Raw genomic sequence first — 21374 nt, 5'->3', positions numbered from 1 at the left:
ACGGGACTCCAGTGAACAGATCAGTGGTGTCCATCCTTGCAAGCCCGTGACTTAGCTGTCTGGAACGTTTGAGCAGCGCTTGCGGTACGCCGCCGGTGTCAGGCCATAGGCGCGCACGAACCAGCGGCCCAAGTGACTTTGATCGGCGAAGCCCAAGGCAATCGCCACATTGGCCGGTTGCGCGCCCTTGCCCAGCAAGTGGCGCGCGCGGGCCAGGCGCAGTTGCACCAGGTAGGCATGGGGCGGCAGGCCGAAAGCGCTTTTGAAGGCGCGACTCAGACGAAAGCGGTCGACGCCGCAGGCCAGGGCCAGTTCGTCCATGCCCACGTCCTGATGCAGGTGGTCATGCAGGTATTCCCGCGCCTTGTGGGCCACCCGCGGCAGGCGCGGATCTTCGCGGTAGCGGGTGCGCCAGTAGAGTTGGTCGGTGAGGCATTCCAGCAAGTGGTCCATTGCCCGTTGCCGCACGATGCGCAGTTCACCGCTGTGCAGTGTCTGGAAGGCTTGGCTGGTGGAGAGCGCCAGGCGTGGGTCGTTGGCCAGGGTGCTGGCGAAGCCCAATTGACTGTTGACCGGCGCTTCTTCAAATACCGCACTCACTTCCCGCGCCAGCCACTGTGGGTCGAGGTACAGCATGTGGTAGGTGAAGCCGTCCGCCGTGGGCGCGTCGCCGTCATGCACTTCGCCAGGCTCCACCAAAAAAACCTGGCCGGGCACGCTGTTGTGGCGGGCACGGCGGCAGTTGAATTGCTGCACGCCTTGTTCGGTGACGCCGATCAGGTAGCTGTCATGCCAATGGGGGTCATAGGCATGGCCTTCAAAATGCGCGCGCAGGGTCTCGATGCCAGTGTCGGCGTCCTGAGACAGGTCGATCCAATTGTGCGCGGCCATACATCACCGTTGAGGAATAAGTGAGGCTATTGGCGCCCATCCGCTAATGAGCGTCTAGAAGGTTTGTGCAAGGCTAGCCGAACAGGCCGGCGGCGATATTGATCGAGAACCCCAGTATCGCGGTGTTGAACAGAAAGCCGATCAACGACTGCGCCAGTACAACCTTGCGCAGGCCACGGGTGGCGACGCCCACATCCGAGGTCTGCACGGCCACGCCGATGGTGAAGGAGAAGTACAGGAAGTCCCAGTAGTTGGGCGTGAGCAACCCTTCGGCGAAACGCAGCGCCGGCTCCTTGCCTGCCCAGGTGTAATAGAGCCGGGCGTAATGCACGCTGAAAATCACCCCGATCAGCAGCCATGAGCCGATGACCGTCAGCCCGGTGAAACCGTAGTGCAACAGGCGTTGCCCGGTGGCCAACTCCTTGCTGCCCACCAGTTCGAAAGTAATGGTCGCCAGGCTCGCGATGGCGGCGATGCACACCATGAACAGCACCAGCCCGGCGTTTTCGTCCTCGACTTCGGCGATGCGTTTGACGTCTTCGGCCTTGGCGCGGCTGGTCAGCCACAGCATCAGCACCAGGTAGGTCCAGACCCCGGCGTTCCAGCCGATCAGGATTTTGCTGATGAGTGTTTCGGCGGGCATCAGGATGCCTGCGGCAAGGCCCAGTACGGCGGCGGCGGAGAGGCGAGGGTGGGTACGGGCGAGGAAGGGCATGGCAGCTCACAGATGGTTACCTGTGAGCACCTTAGCGCATTTTTTGTAGCGAGCGGGTTGCTCGCTACAACCCGCCGGCTGTTCGCATCAGCGCTTTTTGCGCACCAGCTTCATCACCACCACAAAGAACACCGGCACGAACACCACCGCCAACGTCGCGGTAATCATCCCGCCAATCACGCCCGTACCAATCGCCTGCTGGCTTGCCGAACTGGCCCCGGTGGCAATCGCCAATGGCACCACGCCGAGAATAAACGCCAGCGAGGTCATGATGATCGGCCGCAGGCGCAAGCGCGCAGCCTTCAACGTGGCTTCGATCAGGTCTTCTCCCTGGTCATACAGGTCCTTGGCGAACTCGATGATCAGGATCGCGTTCTTCGCCGACAAGCCGATGATGGTGATCAAGCCGACCTTGAAAAACACATCGTTGGGCATGCCCCGCAAGGTTACCGCCAGTACTGCGCCGAGCACGCCCAGTGGCACCACCAGCAACACCGAGGTCGGGATCGACCAGCTTTCATACAGCGCGGCCAGGCACAGGAACACGATCAGCAGCGACAGGCCCAGCAGGATCGGTGCCTGTGCGCCGGACAAGCGTTCCTGCAACGACAGCCCGGTCCATTCCTGACCCAGGCCCGCTGGCAGTTGGCTGACCAGGCGCTGGATTTCCTCCATCGCCTCGCCGGTGCTGTGCCCGGGGGCTGCCTCGCCGGAAATGGCGATGGCAGGGTAGCCGTTATACCGCGTCAGTTGCGCCGGGCCTTGGGTCCATTTGGCTTGGACAAATGCCGACAGCGGCACCATTTTCCCGGCGTTATTACGCACGTTGATTTTCATCAGGTCCGCCACCTGGCTGCGCTGGTCGCCTTCGGCCTGCACCACCACGCGCTGCATGCGGCCCTGGTTGGGGAAGTCGTTGACGTAGGCCGAGCCAATCGCCGACGACAGCACATTACCCACATCCGCAAACGACACGCCCAAGGCGTTGGCTTGCTTACGGTCCACTTCCAATTGCACTTGCGGCGCTTCGGCCAGGGCGCTTTCGCGCACGTTGGCCAGGATCGGGCTTTTCTCGGCTGCCGCCAGCAACTCGGTGCGCGCTGCCATCAACGCGGCATGGCCGACGCCAGCGCGGTCCTGCAGGCGGAACTCGAAACCGCTGGACGTGCCCAGGCCGTCCACTGGTGGTGGCAGCACTGAGTACGCAATCGCGTCTTTCAATTCGCTGAACGCCATATTGGCCCGCTCAGCAATCGATGCGGCCGAATCCTCGCTGCTGCGCTCGGACCAATCCTTCAAGGTGGTAAACGCCAACGCGGCGTTCTGCCCCGAACCGGAGAAGCTGAAGCCCATGATCATGGTGGTGTCACCCACCCCAGGCTCCTCGGCGTTGTGCGCTTCGATCTGCTCGGCGACCTGCACCGTGCGGTTTTTGCTCGCGCCCGGCGGCAGCTGAATATCGGTGATGGTGTAGCCCTGGTCTTCCACCGGCAGGAACGAGGCGGGCAGGCGCATGAACATCAGGCCCAGGCCCACCAGCAGCACCAGGTAGATCAGCAGGTAGCGGCCGCTGCGCTTGAGGGCATAGGCCACCCAGCCTTCATAGCGGTCGGTGAGTTGCTCGAAGCGTTTGTTGAACCAGCCGAAGAAACCGCCCTTGGCATGGTGCTCGCCCTTGGCTATCGGCTTGAGCAGGGTGGCGCACAAGGCCGGGGTCAAGGTCAGGGCGAGGAATGCCGAGAACAGGATCGAAGTGGCCATCGACAGCGAGAACTGCTGGTAAATCACCCCCACTGAGCCCGCCATGAACGCCATCGGCAGGAACACCGCCACCAGCACCAGGGTAATGCCGACGATGGCGCCGGTGATTTGGCCCATGGCTTTCTTCGTCGCGTCCTTGGGCGAGAGGCCCTCGGTGACCATGATCCGTTCGACGTTCTCCACCACCACAATCGCATCGTCCACCAAAATGCCGATGGCCAGCACCATGCCGAACATGGTCAGCACGTTGATCGAGAAACCCAGCAACAGCATCGTGGCAAAGGTGCCCATCAGCGCAATCGGTACCACCAGGGTGGGGATCAGCGTGTAGCGCACGTTCTGCAGGAACAGGAACATCACCGCAAACACCAGCGCCATGGCCTCCAGCAAGGTGTAGACCACCTTGGTGATCGAGACTTTGACGAAGGGCGAGGTGTCGTACGGAATCTTGTATTCCACATTGGCCGGGAAGTAGCGTGACAGCTCATCCATCTTTGCCCGCACCAGGGTCGCGGTGTTCAGCGCGTTGGCACCGGGCGCCAGTTGCACGCTGACGGCGGTGGATGGCTTGCCGTTCAGGCGCGTGGAAAACTGGTATTCCTGGCTGCCGATTTCTACCCGCGCCACGTCGCCGATGCGAACGGTGGAACCGTCCGGATTGGCCTTGAGCACGATGTCGGCGAACTCCGCCGGGGTGGAAAGCTGGCCCTTGACCAGGATAGCCGCCGTAATTTCCTGGGTCTTGGTGCCCGGCAAATCACCAATACTGCCAGCGGAAACCTGGGCGTTCTGCGCGCTGATCGCGTTGTTGACGTCGGCCGGGGTCAGGTTGAAACCGATCAGCTTCTGCGGGTCGATCCAGATGCGCATGGCCCGTTCGGCGCCGTACAACTGCGCCTTGCCCACGCCGTCCAGGCGCTTGAGTTCGTTCATTACGTTGCGCGCGAGGTAATCGCTGAGCGCTACGTCATCGAGCTTGCCGTCACTGGAGGTCAAGGTCACCAGCAGCAGGAAACCCGCGGAGACTTTTTCTACCTGCAAGCCTTGCTGGGTCACCGCCTGGGGCAGGCGTGGCTCCACGGCCTTGAGCCTGTTCTGCACATCGACCTGGGCCATTTCCGGGTCGGTGCCGGGTTGGAAGGTGGCAGTGATGGTGGCCGAACCCAGGCTGCTCTGGGATTCGAAGTACAGCAAGTGATCGGCGCCGTTAAGCTCCTGCTCGATCAGGCTGACCACGCTTTCATCCAGGGTCTGGGCCGAGGCGCCGGGGTACACCGCGTAGATCTCGACTTTCGGCGGCGCCACGTTGGGGTACTGGGCCACCGGCAACTGCGGGATGGCCAGTAAACCGGCCAGGAGGATAAACAGGGCAACCACCCACGCGAAGATCGGGCGGTCAATAAAGAACTGCGGCATGGTCGAATAATCCTTATTGGCCGGAAGCCTGAGCGAGTGGCGTCGGGCTGTCGTCTACCTGGACTTTTTCACCGGGGCGCGCGTGTTGCAGGCCTTCGACGACGATGCGATCACCGGGCTTGAGGCCGCTGCTGACGATCCAGCGATCGTTGATCACCGCACCCAATTGCACCGGTTGCTGGCTGACGGTCTGCTCGGCATCCACCAGCAGCACCATCGGGATACCGGCACTGTCACGGCTGATAGCGCGTTGCGGCACGCTGATGCCTTGTTTGTCGACCGCTTGCTCCAGGCGCACTCGCACGAAGCTGCCGGGCAACAGGTCGAGGTCCGGGTTGGGGAACTCGCTGCGCAGAATGATCTGCCCGGTGCCGGGGTCGACGCTGATGTCGGCGAAGAGCAATTTGCCCGGCAGCGGATACAGGCTGCCGTCGTCCTGGATCAGCGTGGCCTTGGCCTGGTCCTGACCGACCTGCTTCAAGCTGCCGGCGCGAAAGGCGCGGCGCAGGTCGTTCAGTTCGCGGGTGGATTGAGTGAGGTCAGCGTGAATCGGGTCCAGTTGCTGGATGATCGCCAGGGGCGTGGCCTCGTTCTGGCCGACCAGTGCGCCTTCGGTCACCAGCGCCCGGCCGATACGCCCGGAAATTGGGGCCGTCACAGTGGCATATCCCAGGTTCAACTTGGCGCGTTCGACGGCGGCTTTATTGGCGGCGACTTCGGCGTTGGTCTGGCGCAGGTTGGCGCGGGCGTTGTCGTAGTCCTGGCCGCTGATGGCGTTGCCTTCCACCAATTGGCTGTAGCGCTGCTCTTGCAGGCGCGCCTGGAACGCGTTGGCTTGGGCCTTGCTCAGGTTGGCCTGGGCGCTATCGAGATCGGCCTTGAACGGGGCCGGGTCGATGCGAAACAGCACGTCGCCCTGTTTGACGTCGTGGCCTTCCTTGAATACCCGCTGCATCACCACGCCGGCCACCCGGGCGCGTACTTCGGCCACACGCGGCGCGGCGATGCGTCCGCTCAGCTCGCTGGTGATGGACAGAGGCTTGGCCTCAAGGGTTTCGATGCGCACTTTGGCCAGGGGCATTTCCGGCGCTTCGGCGGCTGATTTGTCACAGGCACTCAGGGCCAGCGTCAGGGCCAACAGGCAAAACGGCGCAAACAGATTCTTCGACATGCTCTTATCCCAATAGTGACTGGCGCATCCTAAGTTCACCTGCGCCGCGGTGCTGTGAAGCTGTGTAGGTGGTCTGTGAAGAAATGTAAGGTGCGGCGCGCGGGGCGCCGAGGGCGTATATCCTTGCACAACCTTGCAAAAACTGACGATCCAATGTGGGAGGGGGCTTGCCCCCGGTAGCGGTGAATCAGTCAACGACTCTGCATCTGAAGCACCGCCAACGGAGGCAAGCCTCCTCCCACATTGGATTTGTGTACGACCTATCACTGTATTTTTTGGAAACACCTTCATGCCCAACATCCTCCTGGTGGAAGACGACGCCGCACTCTCGGAGCTGATTGCCAGCTACCTGGAGCGCAATGGCTATCACGTCAGTGTGCTCAGCCGTGGCGACCACGTACGGGAACGCGCACGCCTCAATCCGCCGGACTTGGTGATCCTCGACCTCATGCTGCCGGGGCTCGACGGCCTGCAAGTGTGCCGCCTGCTGCGCGCCGATTCGGCAGGGCTGCCGATCCTGATGCTCACCGCTCGCGACGACAGCCACGACCAGGTGTTGGGTCTGGAAATGGGCGCCGACGACTATGTGACCAAACCCTGCGAGCCGCGCGTGCTATTGGCCCGCGTGCGTACCTTGCTGCGGCGCAGCAGTTTGTCGGAGCCCCAGGTGGCCAACGATCAGATCCACATGGGCAACCTGTGCATCGACCTGTCGGAGCGCACCGTGGTGTGGCGTGAGCAGCCGGTGGAGCTGTCCAGCGGCGAATACAACCTGCTGGTGGTGTTGGCGCGGCATGCCGGTGAAGTGCTCAGCCGCGACCAGATCCTGCAACGCCTGCGCGGGATCGAGTTCAACGGCACCGATCGCTCGGTAGACGTGGCCATCTCCAAGCTGCGCCGCAAGTTCGACGACCATGCCGGCGAGGCGCGCAAGATCAAGACCGTGTGGGGCAAGGGCTACCTGTTTAGCCGTTCCGAGTGGGAATGCTGAGCCATGTTTCGTGTACTGCTGCGCCTCTACCTGATCACCATCGTCACCTACAGTGCGGCGATTTACCTGATTCCCAAACTGGTCATTCAGCTGTTCGAACACCGTTATCTGGATTACAACATTGAGCAGTCCCGTGGCCAGCAAACCCTCATCGTCAAGCAATACCTGCGGGCGCCGGTGGAGCGTTGGTCCCAGGTCACCGAGCAACTGGGCCGCGACTTTGCGCCGCTCAAAGTGCAACTGCTGCTGCGTCAGGACGCCAGCTATACCCCGCAAGAAGCCAAGCTGCTGGAGCAGGGCAAGCCGGTGATTCGCCTGGGAGAATGGGGCTGGATGGAAGAGATCAGCTCGCCGCTCAACCAGCAGTTCGTGGTCAAGCTGACCATCCCGCCAGACCCGCTGGACATGAACCTGCTGTACTGGTCGATGAATGTGCTGATCGGCGCGGCGTTGCTCGCCTGCCTGCTGTTCTGGCTGCGCCCGCACTGGCGTGATCTGGAACGCCTGAAAAGCACCGCCGCTCAACTCGGCAAGGGCAACCTGGCCGAGCGCACCCGTATTCCGCCCAGCTCCAACATCGGCAGCCTGGCGGCAGTGTTCGACACCATGGCCGACGACATCGAACACCTGCTCAACCAACAGCGAGACCTGCTCAACGCCGTCTCCCATGAACTGCGCACGCCGTTGACGCGCCTGGATTTCGGCCTGGCCCTGGCGCTGTCCGAAGACTTGCCCGAGGCCAGTCGCGAACGTCTGCACGGCCTTGTGGCGCATATTCGTGAGCTGGATGAATTGGTGCTGGAGTTGCTCTCCTACAGCCGCCTGCAAAACCCGGCGCAATTGCCGGAGCGGGTCGAGGTGGTGCTCGATGAGTTTATCGACAGCGTGCTGGGCAGCGTCGACGACGAGCTGGAAAACCCCGAGATCGTCATCGATGTCGTGCTTGATTGCGCTGTGGAACGCTTCAGCCTCGACCCGCGCCTCACCGCCCGTGCCTTGCAGAACCTGCTGCGCAACGCCACGCGTTACTGCGACAAGCGCATCCAGGTGGGGGTCAAGGTGTGTCCCAAGGGCTGTGAAATCTGGGTGGATGACGATGGCATCGGCATCCCGCTGGACCAGCGTGAACGTATCTTCGAACCGTTCTATCGCCTCGACCGCAGCCGCGACCGCAGCACCGGCGGCTTCGGCCTGGGTCTTGCGATCAGCCGCCGCGCCCTGGAAGCCCAGGGCGGGACGTTGACCGCCCAGGCGTCGCCGTTGGGTGGTGCGCGGTTTCGCGTGTGGCTGCCCAGCCTTGGTTGATCAGAGCACCTTGACCGCGCGGCCGATGGCCTGGATCGGCCCGGTGGGTTTGCCGGTCGGCGAGCCGCTCGGGTCTTCCAGGGTCAGTTCGAACAATTGGTTAGGCGATAGCGGCGGCAGCCTGTCCAGCGGCAGCGACAGGGTTTGCCCCGGCTTGACCAGCCCCAGGGACACGGGGGCTTGCCAGCCATCACCCTTGGTCCAGAACTGCAGCGCCTTGTCCGCTGGGACTTCCATCACGCCCAACGGGATCAACTGAATCTGCTGATTGTTGCTGGCCTGGATCACCCAGCCGGGCGCCTGGCTTTGGGGGGCCACCAGCACCACCACAAAGGCGGGGTCCGCGATAGGCGGGCGGGTCAGTAATAACGTCGCCAGCACCACGCTTGCCGCCAGCCCGGCACCGGCCAGGCCGCGCCACAAGGCCAGCAGGTTCCACCACGGTACGTGGGCGTCCGGGTTTGCGGTGTTACGTTCGATGCGCCGCCATAACTGTGCCGAGGGCAGCACCGGTTCGGCCAACGCGGTCAGGGGCAGCAGGCGCTGCTCCCAGGCATCCAACGCCGCGCGTAACTCGGCATCGTGGGGCAGGCGTTGTTCCACGTCGGCCCGTTGTTCGGCGGGCAGGGTGCCCAGCACGTATTCGCTGGCCAGTTCGTCCAAGGGGTTGTTCATGCCATGCACTCCCGCAGCGCGGCGAGGCTACGTTTGATCCAGGCTTTGACGGTCCCCAGCGGGGTGTCCAACCTCGAAGCGATTTCGCTATGGGAATAGCCGTCGACATACGCATGCAGGATGCACGTGCGGCGGGCCGGATCGAGCTGCTCCAGGCAGGTGTGGATCTGCCCGGAACGCGCGGAAAACTCAAAGGTGTCGGTGGGTGCGGTGACGTGCTCGTGTTCGTCGTCCAGCGGCACCTCACGGTACTGGTTGCGCACCACGTTGAGCGCCAAGTGTCGGGTCACGCTGAACACCCAACCCCGCGCCGAACCACGGCTGGGGTCGAAACTGCCGGCGCCGCGCCAGATCTTGATAAACGCGTCATGCACGATATCTTCGGCCAGCGCCCGGTCACGCACGATACGCAGGGCTACGCCGAGCAAATGGCTGCTGTCCTGCTCATACAGTCGGCGCAAGGCGCGTTGGTCGCCACGGGCACAGGCCAGCAGACAGGCTTCGTAATCAAACACGCACATCCCTCAAATGGCTGAACCCCTGTGGCGAGCATGCTCGCCACAGGCAGCGTAGCGCAGTTTGATCAGTTGGCCGCCCAGAAGATGTAGTCGGCCTGGTACTTCACCACTTCCTGTTTGCCCTTGTTGGCGACCGTGCATTCAGTGCTTGGCGCTACACCGCCTTTAAGGGCGACCCGTTGGATGTAACTCACGCCACTCATCGCGCCCTTGCCTTCGGCCGGGTTGGCCTTGACCAGTTGATATGGCAAGTTGCCCGGGCTCGATGGCGCCACGGCCAGCTGGGTGCCGGTGATTTTCGAACCGTCCTTGGCTTGCCAAGTGGCAGGTGGGCCGAAGTAGGTGCCGACCTGCTTGCCGCTGCGATCATTGAGCACCGCCTTGGGGCCGACGAAAGTCCATTCGGTCTGGCCAGCGGCGTTGGCTTTGTCGCGGCACTCGTAGGTGATTTCGCCGACACCGGTGGTTTCCATCGCCACCTTGTGGCCGTCCGGCACTTTAATGCTGTCCGGCAAACCGGCCTGGGCAAAGGCGGCGGGACTGGCAACGAGCAAACCGGTGAGGCAGAGCAGGGCTTTAGCGTTCATGGGTGTTTCTCCATTAGATGAAACAGCAGGGTTGCTGCAAGGACTACCCATGGGCACGCCAACTGGATGCAGTGATCGGCAAAAAAAATTGCATTAAGCGAAAAAGATCTAAAGTCAGATCATATTGGTATAAGTCGTTATAAGAAAAATCGCTATCCTGCCGCCAGAAATTTATAAGGCCGCGGGTAGCTGTAATGGATGTGGGTAACTTTGGTTTCGTAATTGCCGGCCTGATCGTAGGTTTTATCGTGGGCATGACCGGTGTCGGCGGGGGCTCGTTGATGACCCCGATCCTGTTGTGGTTCGGCATCAACCCGGCCACGGCTGTGGGCACTGACCTGTTGTACGCGGCCATCACCAAGTCCGGTGGCGTGCTGGTACACAGCAAGAACAAGAACATCGATTGGACCATCACCGGCTGGCTGACCCTGGGCAGTGTGCCTGCGGTGCTGCTGACCCTGTGGTTTCTCGCCACCTTGCATACCGATCCTACGGCGATGAACGCGGTCATCAAGCAAGCCCTCGGCGTCGTGTTGCTGTTGACGGCCCTGGCGATCCTGTTCAAGCAACGCCTGCTGGCCTTCGCCCAGCGTCACGCGGGCGACAGCTACCACATGAACCCGCGCAACCTGAACGGCTTGACCGTTGTCACCGGCGCCATCCTCGGCACCATGGTCGCCCTGACCTCAATCGGCGCCGGCGCCCTGGGCACTGTGGCGCTGTTTATCCTGTATCCATTCCTGGCTACGCGCCGCCTGGTGGGCACCGAGATCGCCCACGCGGTTCCCCTGACCCTCGTGGCCGGACTGGGCCATGCTGGCATGGGCAATATGGACTGGCACCTACTGGGCTTTCTGCTGATGGGTTCGTTGCCGGGCATTTACTTCGGCAGCCACATGACCGGCAAGATCCCGGACGGCGTGCTTCGCCCGTGCCTGGCGATCATGTTAATGGCGGTTGGTTACAAACTGGCCTTCTGAGGCGTGCGCAGTATCCAATGTGGGAGGGGGCTTGCCCCCGATAGCGGTGGGTCAGTTTTTGAATACAGTGACTGACCCACTGCCATCGGGGGCAAGCCCCCTCCCACAGTTTTGACCCCGCTCAGCCTCAGGCTTTCGCCGGGCCATTACCGATCTGCCACACAAACGGCGGCTCGGTGCCATTGATCACCCAGTCCCCCACGATCCGCGCCTTGTAGATCACGGGGTTGTGGGACGACACAGTCCGCGCATTGCGCCAATGCCGATCAAGGGCTTTCCCCTGGCGCACATCCGACGCCCCCAGTGCGTTGAACAACTCGCTGGTAGCCCGCTGGATCAACTCCGACACCACCACCTGCGCCGTGGCCGATTCAATTTCGGCGGCGACGTTGGCTTCGCGCTCCACGACGTCATCCCCGCCAAACCGCGCCACGTAAGCCCGTTGCGCTGGCAATGTCGCCCTTAACGCGCTGGCCTCAGCGGCATACACCAGTGCTGCGACTTCGCCCACCACCTGTTGAATCTGTGCATCCTGGCTCACATGCTGGGCATTGCCGTGGCTGTAGATGCGCTTGCGGCTGCGCACCTGGTGGGCCACATCGCGCAACGCCGCACGGCCGATACCGGCGAGGCTGGCCAGCAGGACAAGTTGGTAGAACGCGGTCTGGTATTTGAAACGGGTGGCAAAGTCGATGACGTTATCCGCCTCGACTTCAGCATCGGTAAAGCGCGAGGTGCCGCTGCCAGTGGTGCGCTGGCCAAAGCCGTCCCAATCGTCGCTGTGCACCACGCCAGGCTGGCGTGCACGGGTTGCAGCGATCACATCGCCGCCGGTGTCGCTGCGTTGGGCGTACACGTCGATCCAGTCAGAGAAAATGCTGCCGGTGCTGTAGAACTTTTCACCATTGAGCTTCCACTTATCGCCGTCGGGGCTGACCTGGGTGACCACATCACCGATGGCCACGTTGCCGATTTCAGTCCAGGCGCAGCCGACGATATCGCCGTCGACAAACCGCTTGAACCACAGGTCCCGGCCGGCACTCGGCGGCGCGTTCAGGCGGTCCTCGGCAAAGGCGAAATGCCCGCGCAGGGCCTGGGGTACGTTGGAGTCGGCTTCGGCCAGTTCGATCAGCAGTTCGAACAGTTGCGGCAGCGAAGCACCGCCACCGCCATATTCCACCGGTACGCGCACCGCGCCGAAACCGGCCTCCTTGAGCCATTGGATCGGCTCATGGGGCAGGGTACGGCTGAGTTCGCGCTGCACCGCACCGTCGGCGATGCGCTGGAAGATCGGCCGGAAGCGCGCGGCCAAGGTGGGGTAATCGACGCCGATGGACAGCGGGTTAATGACGTGATGTTCGGTCATGGGCAAGGCTCCGGGGCAGTGGTCAATGCAAGGGGGATTGCACAGTCCGTGCCGGGTTCGTGGCCCAATGTTTACGGGGGATTTGCGTTGATTACTGTTGCTCCAGCAACAGCATTCCGACAAACCGGCGTGATCCATGACATGTGCGTGCACGCCCGCCGGGGGCGTTTTTTTGGGCGCAACGCCCATGGCATGGGCCTTTGCCACTGACTGGCACGCTTGCTGCTCAAGCCTCGATACATCCCTTTTGCACGAGGTACCGTTCGATGAGTCAGCAAGCCGTGAAATTTGCCTATTGGGTGCCCAACGTCAGCGGTGGGCTGGTGGTCAGTAAGATCGAACAACGCACCCACTGGGGCATCGACTACAACCGTAAATTGGCGCAATTGGCCGAAGAAGCCGGCTTCGAATACGGCCTGACCCAGATCCGCTTCACCGCTGGCTACGGCGCCGAGAACCAGCATGAATCCGTGGCGTTCAGCCATGCGCTGCTGGCGGCGACCACCAAGCTCAAGGTCATCGCCGCGATCCTTCCCGGCCCTTGGCAGCCGGCGCTGGCGGCCAAGCAACTGGCGACCATCGACCAACTCACCAACGGCCGCATTGCGGTGAACATCGTCAGTGGCTGGTTCAAGGGCGAGTTCCAGGCCATCGGCGAACACTGGCTGGAACACGACGAGCGCTATCGCCGTTCCGAGGAATTTATCCGCGCCCTCAAAGGCATCTGGACCCAGGACGACTTTACCTTCAAGGGCGACTTCTACCGTTTCAACAACTACACCCTCAAACCCAAGCCGCTGGGCCAGCCGGAAGTGTTCCAGGGCGGCAGTTCACGGGCCGCGCGGGACATGGCGGCGCGGGTGTCGGATTGGTATTTCACCAACGGCAACACCCCGGAAGGCATCAAGGCCCAGGTCGATGACATTCGCACCAAGGCTGCCGCAAATAACCACTCGGTCAAAGTCGGCGTGAATGCATTCATCATCGCCCGCGACACCGAGGAAGAAGCCCGCGCCGTGCTCGCAGAGATCATCGATAAGGCCGACCCGGAAGCCGTGAATGCCTTTGGCGACGCGGCCAAGCAAGCAGGCAAGGCGTCACCCGAAGGCGAGGGCAACTGGGCCAAGTCCAGCTTTGAAGACCTGGTGCAGTACAACGATGGCTTCAAGACCAACCTGATCGGCACTCCGCAGCAGATCGCCGAGCGCATCGTTGCACTCAAGGCCGTAGGCGTGGACCTGGTGCTGGCGGGCTTCCTGCACTTCCAGGAAGAAGTGGAGTACTTCGGCAAACGCGTATTGCCGCTGGTACGCGAGCTGGAAGCCAAGGCCGGGATCAAGCAGGTGGCCTGACCAAGGTTTTTTCCAGGCGCAGGGCCGGAGTGTGGTCTGCGTAGTAGTCGTTGACCTGGGCGAAGCGCCGGTAGCCATTGCGCTCATACAGCGCAAGGGCGCCGGGGTTGTCGGTGCGCACCTCCAGGCGCAGGTGCGCGCACCCGTGCGTCACCCCGCAGGCCTCGACATGGCTGAGCAACTGCCTGCCCAGCCCGAGGCCGCGTGCGTGGGCGGCAATGGCGATGGAATACAAGCGTGCGAACGCGCTGCCACGACGAAACAGCACTAGCGCATAACCGAGCAACTGCCCGTCCTGTTCCGCCACCAGCAACTGGCCGTGGGCGCGGCTGATCATCCAGTGAAAACTGCGCGATGAGAGCCGGTCACTGGTGAAACACTGTTGTTCCAATGCGACCAATGCCGGTACATCACCGGGTAATGCAACGCGAGAGAAAAGAGCCATATAACCGCCGTAAAAGTTGCGTAACGAAACGGGACTTCCCTAAAAGATCGTGCTTAATAGAAAAGGTCGAGTTCTCTAAAGCGGATCAAATATTATGTCGGCGGTACAAGGTCATTGGCGTGAAGTATCCGAGCAAATTGTCGCGGCGACAATAACTTCGAAGGGCTTTTTTTCTGCGTCGCCTCGAAGTAACAGTCAAGTGGTGATTATTGTTGAGCGCAAGGAAGATTGGGCCTCCTACTTTCCCAGCGAAGACATCGTCACCGCCCAGGAATACCTTGAGCAAACACGGCAAAACGAGACTGGCAAGCGTGTGCAGGTGATCAATCTGTGCCGCAGCTACAAGTACCTGGGGCACGGCTACTACTGCTCGTTGCTGGCCGAAGCGCGCGGACACAAGGTGATTCCTTCGGTGCGCACCATCAGTGAATTGACTAAGAAGTCGCTGTACGGCCTGGCGCTGGATGACCTGGATAAAACCCTTGATAAAGCCTTGAGTCATCATCTCTACAGTAATACCGAAGGGTTTACCCTGACACTTTACTTCGGCAGGACCAATATAGAACCGTTGCAGGAATTGGCCCGCCAGTTGTTTGAAACATTCCCGTGTCCGATCCTCTTGGTTGAATTCAGAAAGAATAACGGTTGGCATATCGAAGGGGTGAAATCCGGCGTATTGCACAAGTTGCGTGACGATCAGGAAGATCAGTTCGCCCATGCCCTTGATAACTTCAGCCGCAAGATCTGGCGCCAACCCCGTTCGCGGCGCCTGGCCCGTTATGACCTGGCAATCCTGCACGATCCAGAGGAGCAGCTGCCACCCTCCAACGCCCGTGCCCTGGAGAACTTCATCCGCGTGGGCAAGGGCCTGGGCATCGATGTGGAGCTGATCGAGCGCAAGGACTACGCGCGGCTGGCCGAATACGACGCCTTGCTGATCCGCGAGACCACCAGCGTTGACAACCATACCTACCGCTTTGCCAAAAAAGCCGAAAGCGAAGGCCTGGTGGTGATGGACGACCCCGCGTCGATCCTGCGCTGCACCAACAAGGTCTACCTCACCGACTTGCTCAACAGCCATCAGCTGGGCATGCCCGCCACCGAGATTCTCTACAAGGAGCGACCGGAAGATTTCGAACGGGTCGGCGAGCGCCTCGGGTTTCCGCTGGTGTTGAAGATTCCCGACGGGTGTTTCTCCCGTGGCGTGATCAAGGTCGAAAGCCAGGAAGCCTTGCTCAAGGCCACTGCCGAGTTATTCGAGCATTCGGTGCTGCTGCTGGCCCAGGAATTCTTCTACACCGAGTACGACTGGCGCATCGGCGTACTCAACCGCAAACCGATCTTCGCTTGCCAGTACTTCATGTCCAAGGGCCATTGGCAGATCTATAACCACAAGGCCATCGGCCAGGCCATCAACGGCGAATGCCGCACCCTGGCCGTCCATGAAGCGCCCAAGGCGGTGGTGGAACTGGCGGTGAAGACCGCCAACCTGATCGGCGACGGCCTGTACGGTGTGGACCTCAAGCAGTCCGGCGACAAGGTGGTAGTGATCGAGGTCAACGACAACCCCAACCTCGATGCGGGCATCGAAGATGCCTACTTGCAGGACGACCTGTACAGCCTGGTGCTGGAAGAGTTTGTGCGGCGCCTGGAGCTGAAACGCCAGGGCCAGGTGTGGTGACGCGCGATGATCCAGCGCTTTGAACTGAACGGTGGAAAGCTGCGCAGCGGGGATAGCGATGCGGCCCCTATCCTGTTGTTCAACAACCCCGACCTGGCCGAGCGCGAGTGGCTGCGCGATCACCACAAGCTCGACGAGCACGCGTTGGCGTCGGCGCTCGACCCGGACGAAGTCTCACGCATCGAGTTTCATCCCGACAACCTGTTCCTGATCTGGAAGCGCCCGGAGAACTATTCCGGTGGTGGCAACCTGGTGTTCGAAGTGGCGTCGTGCGGCCTGCTGTTTTCACCCGGCCGCCTGCTGGTGATCGCCACTGATGAGACCCCACTGAGTGGCCTGGGCCAGCGCCGGCCGTTGCACACGCCGCTGGACGTATTGCTCGACCTGTTGCTCAACAACATCCACCACTACCTGGGCCACCTCAAGGTGATCAAGCTGGTTGCACGGGAGTTGCAGCAGCAGTTCAACGCGTCCATGAGCAACCATCACCTGATGCAGATGTTCAGCCTCAGCGAAAGCCTGATCTATTACATCAACGCGCTGCACAGCAACGGCGCCGTGCTGTCGCGGCTGCGTAACCATGGGGAAAAAGAGCACTTCAGTGCTGAAATTCTCGGCCTTATCGATGACCTGATCATCGAGAACCACCAGTGCTACAAACAGGCGGAGATCTATTCCAACGTGTTTTCCGGGCTGATCGATGCGCGCGGCAACCTGATGAACAACAGCATGAACAACCTGTTGCGCAAGCTGACGCTGATCAACGTGGTGTTCTTGCCGCTCAACCTGATCGCCAGCATTGGCGGTATGTCGGAGTTCAGCATGATGACCGCGGGTACGCCGTGGTGGGTGTCGTACCCATTGTTCCTGGCAGCGATGGGGTTGGGCGCCGGCTTGATGGTACTGGCGCTCAAACGGATGGCGGGCGCGACGATGTAAGGGGGGCGAGGGAATACTTCTTCGACAAGCCCGCTCGCCACAGGTTATTCGCCTGGCTGTGTTTGCAAGGTCAGCACTTCAAAGCCATCCGCCGTCACCGCCACCGTATGCTCCCACTGCGCCGACAGGCTGTTGTCCTTGGTCACCACCGTCCAGCCATCTTTCAGGCTGCGCACCTTGGAACTGCCCTGGTTGAGCATCGGTTCGATGGTAAACACCATGCCTTCGCGCAGTTCCAGCCCGGTGCCGGGTCGGCCGAAGTGCAGGATTTGCGGTTCTTCATGCATCTGCTTGCCGATACCGTGGCCGCAGTATTCACGCACCACGCTGTAGCCGTTGGCCTGGGCGTGGCTCTGGATCGCGTGGCCGATATCACCGAGGCGTGCGCCGGGCTTGACCTGGCGGATCCCGGCCCACATCGCCTCAAAGGTCATTTCCACCAGGCGCCGCGCCTTGGGGGCGACGTTGCCAATCATGTACATCTTGCTGGAGTCGGCGATAAAGCCACCTTTTTCCAGGGTGATGTCGATGTTGATGATGTCGCCGTCCTTGAGGATCTCCTTGGCGCTGGGCATGCCATGGCACACCACTTCGTTGATTGAGGTGTTGATGGAGAAGGGGTAGTCGTATTGCCCGAGGCTGGCGGGGCGGGCTTTAAGGTCGTTACGAATGAAGGCTTCGACGGCGGCGTCCAGCTCAAGGGTGGAACGGCCGGCGGTGACAAACCCGTCGAGCATGTCAAACACTTGAGCCAGCAGGCGCCCGGATTCGCGCATCACAGCCAGTTGAGCGGCAGTCTTGATCATCAGCTGCGCCCCCGGATCAGGTCGGGTTTGTCCAGCAACAGTTTGTTGATCAGCTCGTTGTACGGCAGGTTGGGGTTGAGTTCGGCGAGCAGGCCGATCTTGATCCAGAACTCGGCCTGGGCGTTGATGGAGCGGTCCATGGCCGCGCTGGCCAAGCGGAGTTGTTCATGCAGTTGGTCGGTGATTTTGACGATGCCCATGGGGTTCACTGTTTAAAAGTTGATATACAAAGCGTATATGTTTCGTATATCTATCGTAAACCCCCAAACGCTAAATGGCGCTTGGCCATTGACTTGCCCGGTGACGCCCGGTTAATTTCGTGACATGACATTTCAAACCTTCCGCAGCCAGCCAAGCATTATTACCGCCATTCCTCATTTGGCGGGATAGCACACGGCTGCACCCAAACCCGCCTTAGAGGCGGGTTTTGTTTTTCCGTCTCCAGGGCCCTTGAAAACCAGGAGACACCCATGAGCACGTGCCCCGTCCCCCACACCGCTGATACGGCATTGCTTGAACACTATGTAAAAAAGATCCTCGCTGCCCCGGTCTATGACCTGGCGTTGCGTACGCCCCTGCAAGCCGCGCCGGCATTGTCGGCGCTGCTGGGTAACCAGGTGCTGCTCAAGCGCGAAGACCTGCAACCGACCTTTTCCTTCAAGATTCGCGGCGCCTACAACAAGCTGGTGCAGCTCACCGCCGAGCAAAAGGCGCGCGGTGTGGTGACCGCATCGGCGGGGAACCATGCGCAAGGCGTGGCACTGGCGGCGAAGGAGTTGGGGATCAAGGCGCGGATCGTCATGCCGTGCAGCACGCCCGAGTTGAAGGTGTTAGGCGTGCGCTCCCGAGGCGCCGAAGCGGTGTTGCACGGGGAGAGTTTCCCGTTTGCCCTGGCCCATGCGCTGCAACTGGCCGAGACATCCGGATGCACGTTCGTTTCGCCCTTCGATGATCTGGACGTGATCGCCGGCCAGGGCACCGTGGCCATGGAAATCCTGCGCCAGCAACAGGGCCCGTTGGACGCCATCTTCGTGCCGGTGGGTGGCGGCGGTCTGATCGCAGGTATCGCGGCCTACGTCAAATACCTGCGGCCTGAGGTGCGCATCGTCGGTGTCGAGCCCGAAGGCTCCAGTTGCCTGCTGGCCGCCCTGCGCGCCGGTGAGCGGGTGGTGTTGCCGAGCGTCGACGGGTTTGCCGACGGTACCGCCGTAGCGCAGATCGGCGCCTACGGTTTTGAAATCTGCCGGGAGTGGGTGGACGAAGTGATCACCGTGAGCAATGACGAACTGTGCAGCGCCATCAAGCTGATCTACGACGACACCCGTTCCATCACCGAACCCTCTGGCGCGTTGGCGGTGGCGGGCATTCGCAAGTACGTGGCGCAACGAGGCGTGCATGGGCAGACACTGGTGGCAGTGAATTCCGGGGCGAATATCAACTTTGATAGTTTGCGACATGTTGCTGAAAGAGTGACGGCATACGCACACGAAGTGCAGGGTTAAACGTTTAATCGTGGCTGTTCGACGATGTTATAAACACTACGGACGTGGACCTGTTTAAGTTATATAAACTTGCGCGTTCCTTATGAGGAATGGTTACAACGCACGCGTATTTTGCCGAGTAGGCTGGTAGTTGAAACGTCTTCCAAGGTCGGCAAGACGCGGCAGGCAGGCGTCTGCCACACCCATAAGACTCTGTTGGCAGTCTCAAAAAAGGAGAGGTTGGCCATGCTTTCGGAATTAGAGCTTCGCAGCATTATTGAAGGAAGTTTCCTGCCCAAACGGTGCGAATGCACCAAAGCCGAAGATGCTTCGCTGACGATCAAGATCTATGACGATCGCGACCGTGACCGGGTGGATTTGGAGGTCAAAGGCATCAAGACGGACAAACTCGACAGCAGTCGAGCGATTTGCAACCTGATCGCCGGGTTGCGTGAAGATCTGAAAAATACCCCTGCACCCGCCCTGCAAAGAGCGGGAGGTCGAGCCTATTACTAGGCAGACGCCTGAGGGTGAACCACCGAAGACCTGTGGGCTTGGATAAACGCCAGGCCCAATACGGTTTCGGTCGCCACGGCCAGGAAGATCCCCGGCCCGGCGTTTCCATTGAACCACTCACTCAAGCCCAGCACAGCCAGCACCAGGCAACCGATGGCAAAGCCACTGGTCATGGCGCGACGCGTGTCCGAAGGCGGCGCATGGCGGGCCCGGTAAAACATGATGCCGATGGCCAGGAACAGCGCGGCGCTGCGGCGGGCGACCAGGCCTGTGGCGTCTGAAGAATTCACTCCCCACATCCCGAGCAGCAGATCGGGGCGTAACCCCCAGACCAGTGCGAGGGCAAAGCACAGCAGGGCGGTTGTGGTGGCGAGGGTACGAAAACTGAACGGCATGGCGATTCCTTTCGGCCTTGGGACAAGCCCGCAAGAATACGCCTATCTACGCGGGCTTGCTGTGTGACAGTGCAACGCTCAATTCTGGAAGCTGCACGCGTCGGACAGCTTCCGATAGCCCACATCTTCGACTTTCCCAGCCTTGTCCACGAACTTGATATCGGCGTCGATGACTTTGCAGTCATTGGTCGGCGCTTCGTTCATGGCGATCACATGCTTGATGTTAAGCGGCATGCCGTATTGGTAAGGCACGGGTTTCTGGTTGTCGGCCTGGGCCAGGCCCGAGACGGCTGCCAGTGCCAGCGCGCCGCCACACAGTAAAGTACGTAGTTTCATGAAGGTGCTCCGCAAGTGGGTTCGACTTCACTGTCGGCTTGCGGGATTAACCATCGATTAATCGAGGCCTGGCTGACAAAACCTTCATGAAACCGGGTGTTCAGCCCAACTGTTTACGATACGGCAGGTCCGGGCCGGTTTTGGTGCAGGTCATTGCCGCCGCGCGAATCGCGAAGCCGAGCATGGCGTCAATCTGCGCGCGGGTGAGTTGTTGCAGGCCGTCGACCGAATCCAACTGCTGCTCGGTCAGCCAGGCAATCAACGCAGCCTGGAAGGTATCGCCGGCGCCCACGGTGTCGGCCATCACCACCTTGACCGCAGGTTGCGACCAGGTGCCATGTTGGCGGCTGAACACACTGGCGCCGTCGCCGCCACGGGTGAGGAATACCAACTGGCAACGGTGTTGCAACCAGCCTTGCAGCACGCTTTCCGGCGACTGGTCGGGGTACAGCAGGTGCAGGTCTTCATCGCTGACCTTGATCAGGTCGGCATGTTTGACCAGCTCGGCGACGCGGTCACGCCACAGCTGGATGTCGGGTTGCGGGTTGAGGCGCACGTTGGGGTCGAGGCTGATCAGGCGCTTGCCGCTTTCGCGCTGTACCAGGGCCAGCAGGGTGTCGCCAATCGGTTGCACCACCAGGGAGAACGAGCCGATATGCAGCCCACGCACGTCATCACCGAGTACCGGCAGATGCTCGGCTTGCAGCAGCCGGTCCGCACAGCCCTCACCCCGGAAGTTGTACTGCGGTGAACCATTGGCACCCACAGCGACCATGGACAGGGTGGTCGGCGCGGCGAATTCCACCAGGAACTGCTCGCTGACGCCTTCATCTTTCAGCACCTGCAATAAGCGTCGGCCGAGGAAATCGGTGGACAGGCCGCCGAACAACCCGGCCTCGATGCCCAAGCGGCGTAATCCCACCGCGACGTTGAACGGTGAGCCACCCGCAATCGCCTTGTAGTTGACCTTGGAGGCCTGCCCGCTGGCATCTTCCTCGCTGAAAAAATCGAACAGCGCTTCACCACATACCAGATACATAGTCGTTC

Annotated in this window: 21 protein-coding genes and 1 pseudogene; 8 read left to right on the top strand and 14 right to left on the bottom strand. The window is 61.2% G+C overall.

Going from position 1 to position 21374, the window contains the following annotated elements; translation table 11 throughout:
• Positions 1-51: 51 nt before the first annotated feature.
• The 4 genes from CKW32_RS21110 to CKW32_RS21095 form a co-directional block, all read right to left on the bottom strand.
• Positions 52-891 (bottom strand): AraC family transcriptional regulator, encoded by an 840-nt coding sequence (locus tag CKW32_RS21110; protein WP_095185886.1) that lies wholly within the window; start codon positions 889-891, stop codon positions 52-54.
• A 73-nt stretch (positions 892-964) separates the two neighbouring features.
• Positions 965-1606, bottom strand: a complete 642-nt coding sequence (locus tag CKW32_RS21105) for a DUF1345 domain-containing protein (protein ID WP_095185885.1) — start codon at positions 1604-1606, stop codon at positions 965-967.
• Between the two features lie 87 nt (positions 1607-1693).
• Positions 1694-4783 carry an efflux RND transporter permease subunit gene (locus CKW32_RS21100; RefSeq protein WP_095185884.1) on the bottom strand — a complete coding sequence of 1030 codons (3090 nt, stop codon included), beginning with the start codon at positions 4781-4783 and terminating at the stop codon, positions 1694-1696.
• A gap of 13 nt (positions 4784-4796) precedes the next feature.
• Entirely contained in the window at positions 4797-5954 is a 1158-nt protein-coding gene (locus CKW32_RS21095) for an efflux RND transporter periplasmic adaptor subunit (RefSeq protein ID WP_095185883.1), read from the bottom strand.
• A gap of 289 nt (positions 5955-6243) precedes the next feature.
• On the opposite strand from CKW32_RS21095, the gene CKW32_RS21090 reads away from it, so the two are divergent.
• The gene (locus tag CKW32_RS21090; protein WP_032886904.1) at positions 6244-6945 is read left to right on the top strand and encodes a response regulator transcription factor; all 702 of its coding nucleotides are present in this window, start codon (positions 6244-6246) and stop codon (positions 6943-6945) included.
• Between the two features lie 3 nt (positions 6946-6948).
• Positions 6949-8250: an ATP-binding protein gene (locus tag CKW32_RS21085; protein ID WP_032886902.1), complete on the top strand. Its 1302-nt coding sequence runs from the start codon at positions 6949-6951 to the stop codon at positions 8248-8250.
• On the opposite strand, the gene CKW32_RS21080 is transcribed toward CKW32_RS21085, so the two are convergent.
• From CKW32_RS21080 to CKW32_RS21070, 3 genes are all read right to left on the bottom strand, one after another.
• Entirely contained in the window at positions 8251-8925 is a 675-nt protein-coding gene (locus CKW32_RS21080) for an anti-sigma factor domain-containing protein (protein ID WP_095185882.1), read from the bottom strand.
• Positions 8922-9446: a sigma-70 family RNA polymerase sigma factor gene (locus CKW32_RS21075; RefSeq protein WP_095185881.1), complete on the bottom strand. Its 525-nt coding sequence runs from the start codon at positions 9444-9446 to the stop codon at positions 8922-8924. Before CKW32_RS21075 ends, CKW32_RS21080 begins: the two co-directional genes overlap by 4 nt.
• A 62-nt stretch (positions 9447-9508) precedes the next feature.
• Positions 9509-10030 carry a DUF3455 domain-containing protein gene (locus CKW32_RS21070; RefSeq protein WP_032886898.1) on the bottom strand — a complete coding sequence of 174 codons (522 nt, stop codon included), beginning with the start codon at positions 10028-10030 and terminating at the stop codon, positions 9509-9511.
• A gap of 194 nt (positions 10031-10224) precedes the next feature.
• On the opposite strand from CKW32_RS21070, the gene CKW32_RS21065 reads away from it, so the two are divergent.
• A complete protein-coding gene (locus CKW32_RS21065) occupies positions 10225-11010 on the top strand; it encodes a sulfite exporter TauE/SafE family protein (RefSeq protein WP_095185880.1) in 786 nt (261 codons plus the stop codon).
• A gap of 127 nt (positions 11011-11137) precedes the next feature.
• Here CKW32_RS21065 and CKW32_RS21060 read toward each other — a convergent pair whose 3' ends face one another.
• Positions 11138-12376: an acyl-CoA dehydrogenase family protein gene (locus CKW32_RS21060; protein WP_095185879.1), complete on the bottom strand. Its 1239-nt coding sequence runs from the start codon at positions 12374-12376 to the stop codon at positions 11138-11140.
• 266 nt (positions 12377-12642) lie between these two features.
• Between CKW32_RS21060 and sfnG the strand changes: the two genes are divergently transcribed.
• Positions 12643-13728 carry a dimethylsulfone monooxygenase SfnG gene (sfnG, locus tag CKW32_RS21055; RefSeq protein WP_032886892.1) on the top strand — a complete coding sequence of 362 codons (1086 nt, stop codon included), beginning with the start codon at positions 12643-12645 and terminating at the stop codon, positions 13726-13728.
• On the opposite strand, the pseudogene CKW32_RS21050 reads toward sfnG, so the two are convergent.
• Positions 13724-14173, bottom strand: a pseudogene (locus CKW32_RS21050) (GNAT family N-acetyltransferase); the annotation flags it as partial. The gene sfnG and the pseudogene CKW32_RS21050 overlap by 5 nt on opposite strands.
• 94 nt (positions 14174-14267) lie before the next feature.
• Here CKW32_RS21050 and CKW32_RS21045 point away from each other — a divergent pair.
• Positions 14268-15854, top strand: coding sequence for a RimK family protein (locus CKW32_RS21045; RefSeq protein WP_095185878.1), 1587 nt, complete (start codon positions 14268-14270; stop codon positions 15852-15854).
• A gap of 6 nt (positions 15855-15860) precedes the next feature.
• A complete protein-coding gene (locus CKW32_RS21040) occupies positions 15861-16793 on the top strand; it encodes a magnesium transporter CorA family protein (RefSeq protein ID WP_095185877.1) in 933 nt (310 codons plus the stop codon).
• A 44-nt stretch (positions 16794-16837) separates the two neighbouring features.
• Here the strand turns inward: CKW32_RS21040 and map are convergent, their stop codons facing one another.
• Positions 16838-17599: a type I methionyl aminopeptidase gene (gene map, locus CKW32_RS21035; protein WP_095185876.1), complete on the bottom strand. Its 762-nt coding sequence runs from the start codon at positions 17597-17599 to the stop codon at positions 16838-16840.
• A complete protein-coding gene (locus CKW32_RS21030) occupies positions 17599-17799 on the bottom strand; it encodes a ParD-like family protein (protein ID WP_025855286.1) in 201 nt (66 codons plus the stop codon). Before CKW32_RS21030 ends, map begins: the two co-directional genes overlap by 1 nt.
• Positions 17800-18069: 270 nt before the next feature.
• Here CKW32_RS21030 and ilvA point away from each other — a divergent pair, with 270 nt between their 5' ends.
• Both ilvA and CKW32_RS21020 read left to right on the top strand, forming a co-directional pair.
• Positions 18070-19101: a threonine ammonia-lyase, biosynthetic gene (gene ilvA / locus CKW32_RS21025; protein ID WP_095185875.1), complete on the top strand. Its 1032-nt coding sequence runs from the start codon at positions 18070-18072 to the stop codon at positions 19099-19101.
• A 225-nt stretch (positions 19102-19326) separates the two neighbouring features.
• Entirely contained in the window at positions 19327-19596 is a 270-nt protein-coding gene (locus CKW32_RS21020) for a DUF1652 domain-containing protein (protein ID WP_095185874.1), read from the top strand.
• Here the strand turns inward: CKW32_RS21020 and CKW32_RS21015 are convergent.
• The 3 genes from CKW32_RS21015 to CKW32_RS21005 form a co-directional block, all read right to left on the bottom strand.
• Positions 19593-19991 carry a hypothetical protein gene (locus CKW32_RS21015; RefSeq protein ID WP_095185873.1) on the bottom strand — a complete coding sequence of 133 codons (399 nt, stop codon included), beginning with the start codon at positions 19989-19991 and terminating at the stop codon, positions 19593-19595. The two genes, CKW32_RS21020 and CKW32_RS21015, sit on opposite strands and share 4 nt — an antisense overlap.
• A gap of 78 nt (positions 19992-20069) precedes the next feature.
• Positions 20070-20327, bottom strand: a complete 258-nt coding sequence (locus CKW32_RS21010; RefSeq protein WP_095185872.1) for a DUF2790 domain-containing protein — start codon at positions 20325-20327, stop codon at positions 20070-20072.
• Between the two features lie 100 nt (positions 20328-20427).
• On the bottom strand, positions 20428-21366 hold the full coding sequence (locus tag CKW32_RS21005; RefSeq protein WP_095185871.1) for a carbohydrate kinase: 939 nt from the start codon (positions 21364-21366) through the stop codon (positions 20428-20430).
• Positions 21367-21374: the final 8 nt, after the last annotated feature.

Source organism: Pseudomonas sp. Irchel 3H9 (assembly GCF_900187495.1).
In the GTDB taxonomy this organism is placed as follows: domain Bacteria; phylum Pseudomonadota; class Gammaproteobacteria; order Pseudomonadales; family Pseudomonadaceae; genus Aquipseudomonas; species Aquipseudomonas sivasensis.
This window is presented reverse-complemented; position numbering and strand designations above follow the sequence as displayed.

Bases quoted from the DNA above. Each gene is read 5' to 3' on its own strand.
- CKW32_RS21110 (WP_095185886.1), bottom strand. From the start codon at position 891: ATGGCCGCGCACAATTGGATCGACCTGTCTCAGGACGCCGACACTGGC.
- CKW32_RS21105 (WP_095185885.1), bottom strand. From the start codon at position 1,606: ATGCCCTTCCTCGCCCGTACCCACCCTCGCCTCTCCGCCGCCGCCGTA.
- CKW32_RS21100 (WP_095185884.1), bottom strand. From the start codon at position 4,783: ATGCCGCAGTTCTTTATTGACCGCCCGATCTTCGCGTGGGTGGTTGCC.
- CKW32_RS21095 (WP_095185883.1), bottom strand. From the start codon at position 5,954: ATGTCGAAGAATCTGTTTGCGCCGTTTTGCCTGTTGGCCCTGACGCTG.
- CKW32_RS21090 (WP_032886904.1), top strand. From the start codon at position 6,244: ATGCCCAACATCCTCCTGGTGGAAGACGACGCCGCACTCTCGGAGCTG.
- CKW32_RS21085 (WP_032886902.1), top strand. From the start codon at position 6,949: ATGTTTCGTGTACTGCTGCGCCTCTACCTGATCACCATCGTCACCTAC.
- CKW32_RS21080 (WP_095185882.1), bottom strand. From the start codon at position 8,925: ATGAACAACCCCTTGGACGAACTGGCCAGCGAATACGTGCTGGGCACC.
- CKW32_RS21075 (WP_095185881.1), bottom strand. From the start codon at position 9,446: ATGTGCGTGTTTGATTACGAAGCCTGTCTGCTGGCCTGTGCCCGTGGC.
- CKW32_RS21070 (WP_032886898.1), bottom strand. From the start codon at position 10,030: ATGAACGCTAAAGCCCTGCTCTGCCTCACCGGTTTGCTCGTTGCCAGT.
- CKW32_RS21065 (WP_095185880.1), top strand. From the start codon at position 10,225: ATGGATGTGGGTAACTTTGGTTTCGTAATTGCCGGCCTGATCGTAGGT.
- CKW32_RS21060 (WP_095185879.1), bottom strand. From the start codon at position 12,376: ATGACCGAACATCACGTCATTAACCCGCTGTCCATCGGCGTCGATTAC.
- sfnG (WP_032886892.1), top strand. From the start codon at position 12,643: ATGAGTCAGCAAGCCGTGAAATTTGCCTATTGGGTGCCCAACGTCAGC.
- CKW32_RS21045 (WP_095185878.1), top strand. From the start codon at position 14,268: ATGTCGGCGGTACAAGGTCATTGGCGTGAAGTATCCGAGCAAATTGTC.
- CKW32_RS21040 (WP_095185877.1), top strand. From the start codon at position 15,861: ATGATCCAGCGCTTTGAACTGAACGGTGGAAAGCTGCGCAGCGGGGAT.
- map (WP_095185876.1), bottom strand. From the start codon at position 17,599: ATGATCAAGACTGCCGCTCAACTGGCTGTGATGCGCGAATCCGGGCGC.
- CKW32_RS21030 (WP_025855286.1), bottom strand. From the start codon at position 17,799: ATGGGCATCGTCAAAATCACCGACCAACTGCATGAACAACTCCGCTTG.
- ilvA (WP_095185875.1), top strand. From the start codon at position 18,070: ATGAGCACGTGCCCCGTCCCCCACACCGCTGATACGGCATTGCTTGAA.
- CKW32_RS21020 (WP_095185874.1), top strand. From the start codon at position 19,327: ATGCTTTCGGAATTAGAGCTTCGCAGCATTATTGAAGGAAGTTTCCTG.
- CKW32_RS21015 (WP_095185873.1), bottom strand. From the start codon at position 19,991: ATGCCGTTCAGTTTTCGTACCCTCGCCACCACAACCGCCCTGCTGTGC.
- CKW32_RS21010 (WP_095185872.1), bottom strand. From the start codon at position 20,327: ATGAAACTACGTACTTTACTGTGTGGCGGCGCGCTGGCACTGGCAGCC.
- CKW32_RS21005 (WP_095185871.1), bottom strand. From the start codon at position 21,366: ATGTATCTGGTATGTGGTGAAGCGCTGTTCGATTTTTTCAGCGAGGAA.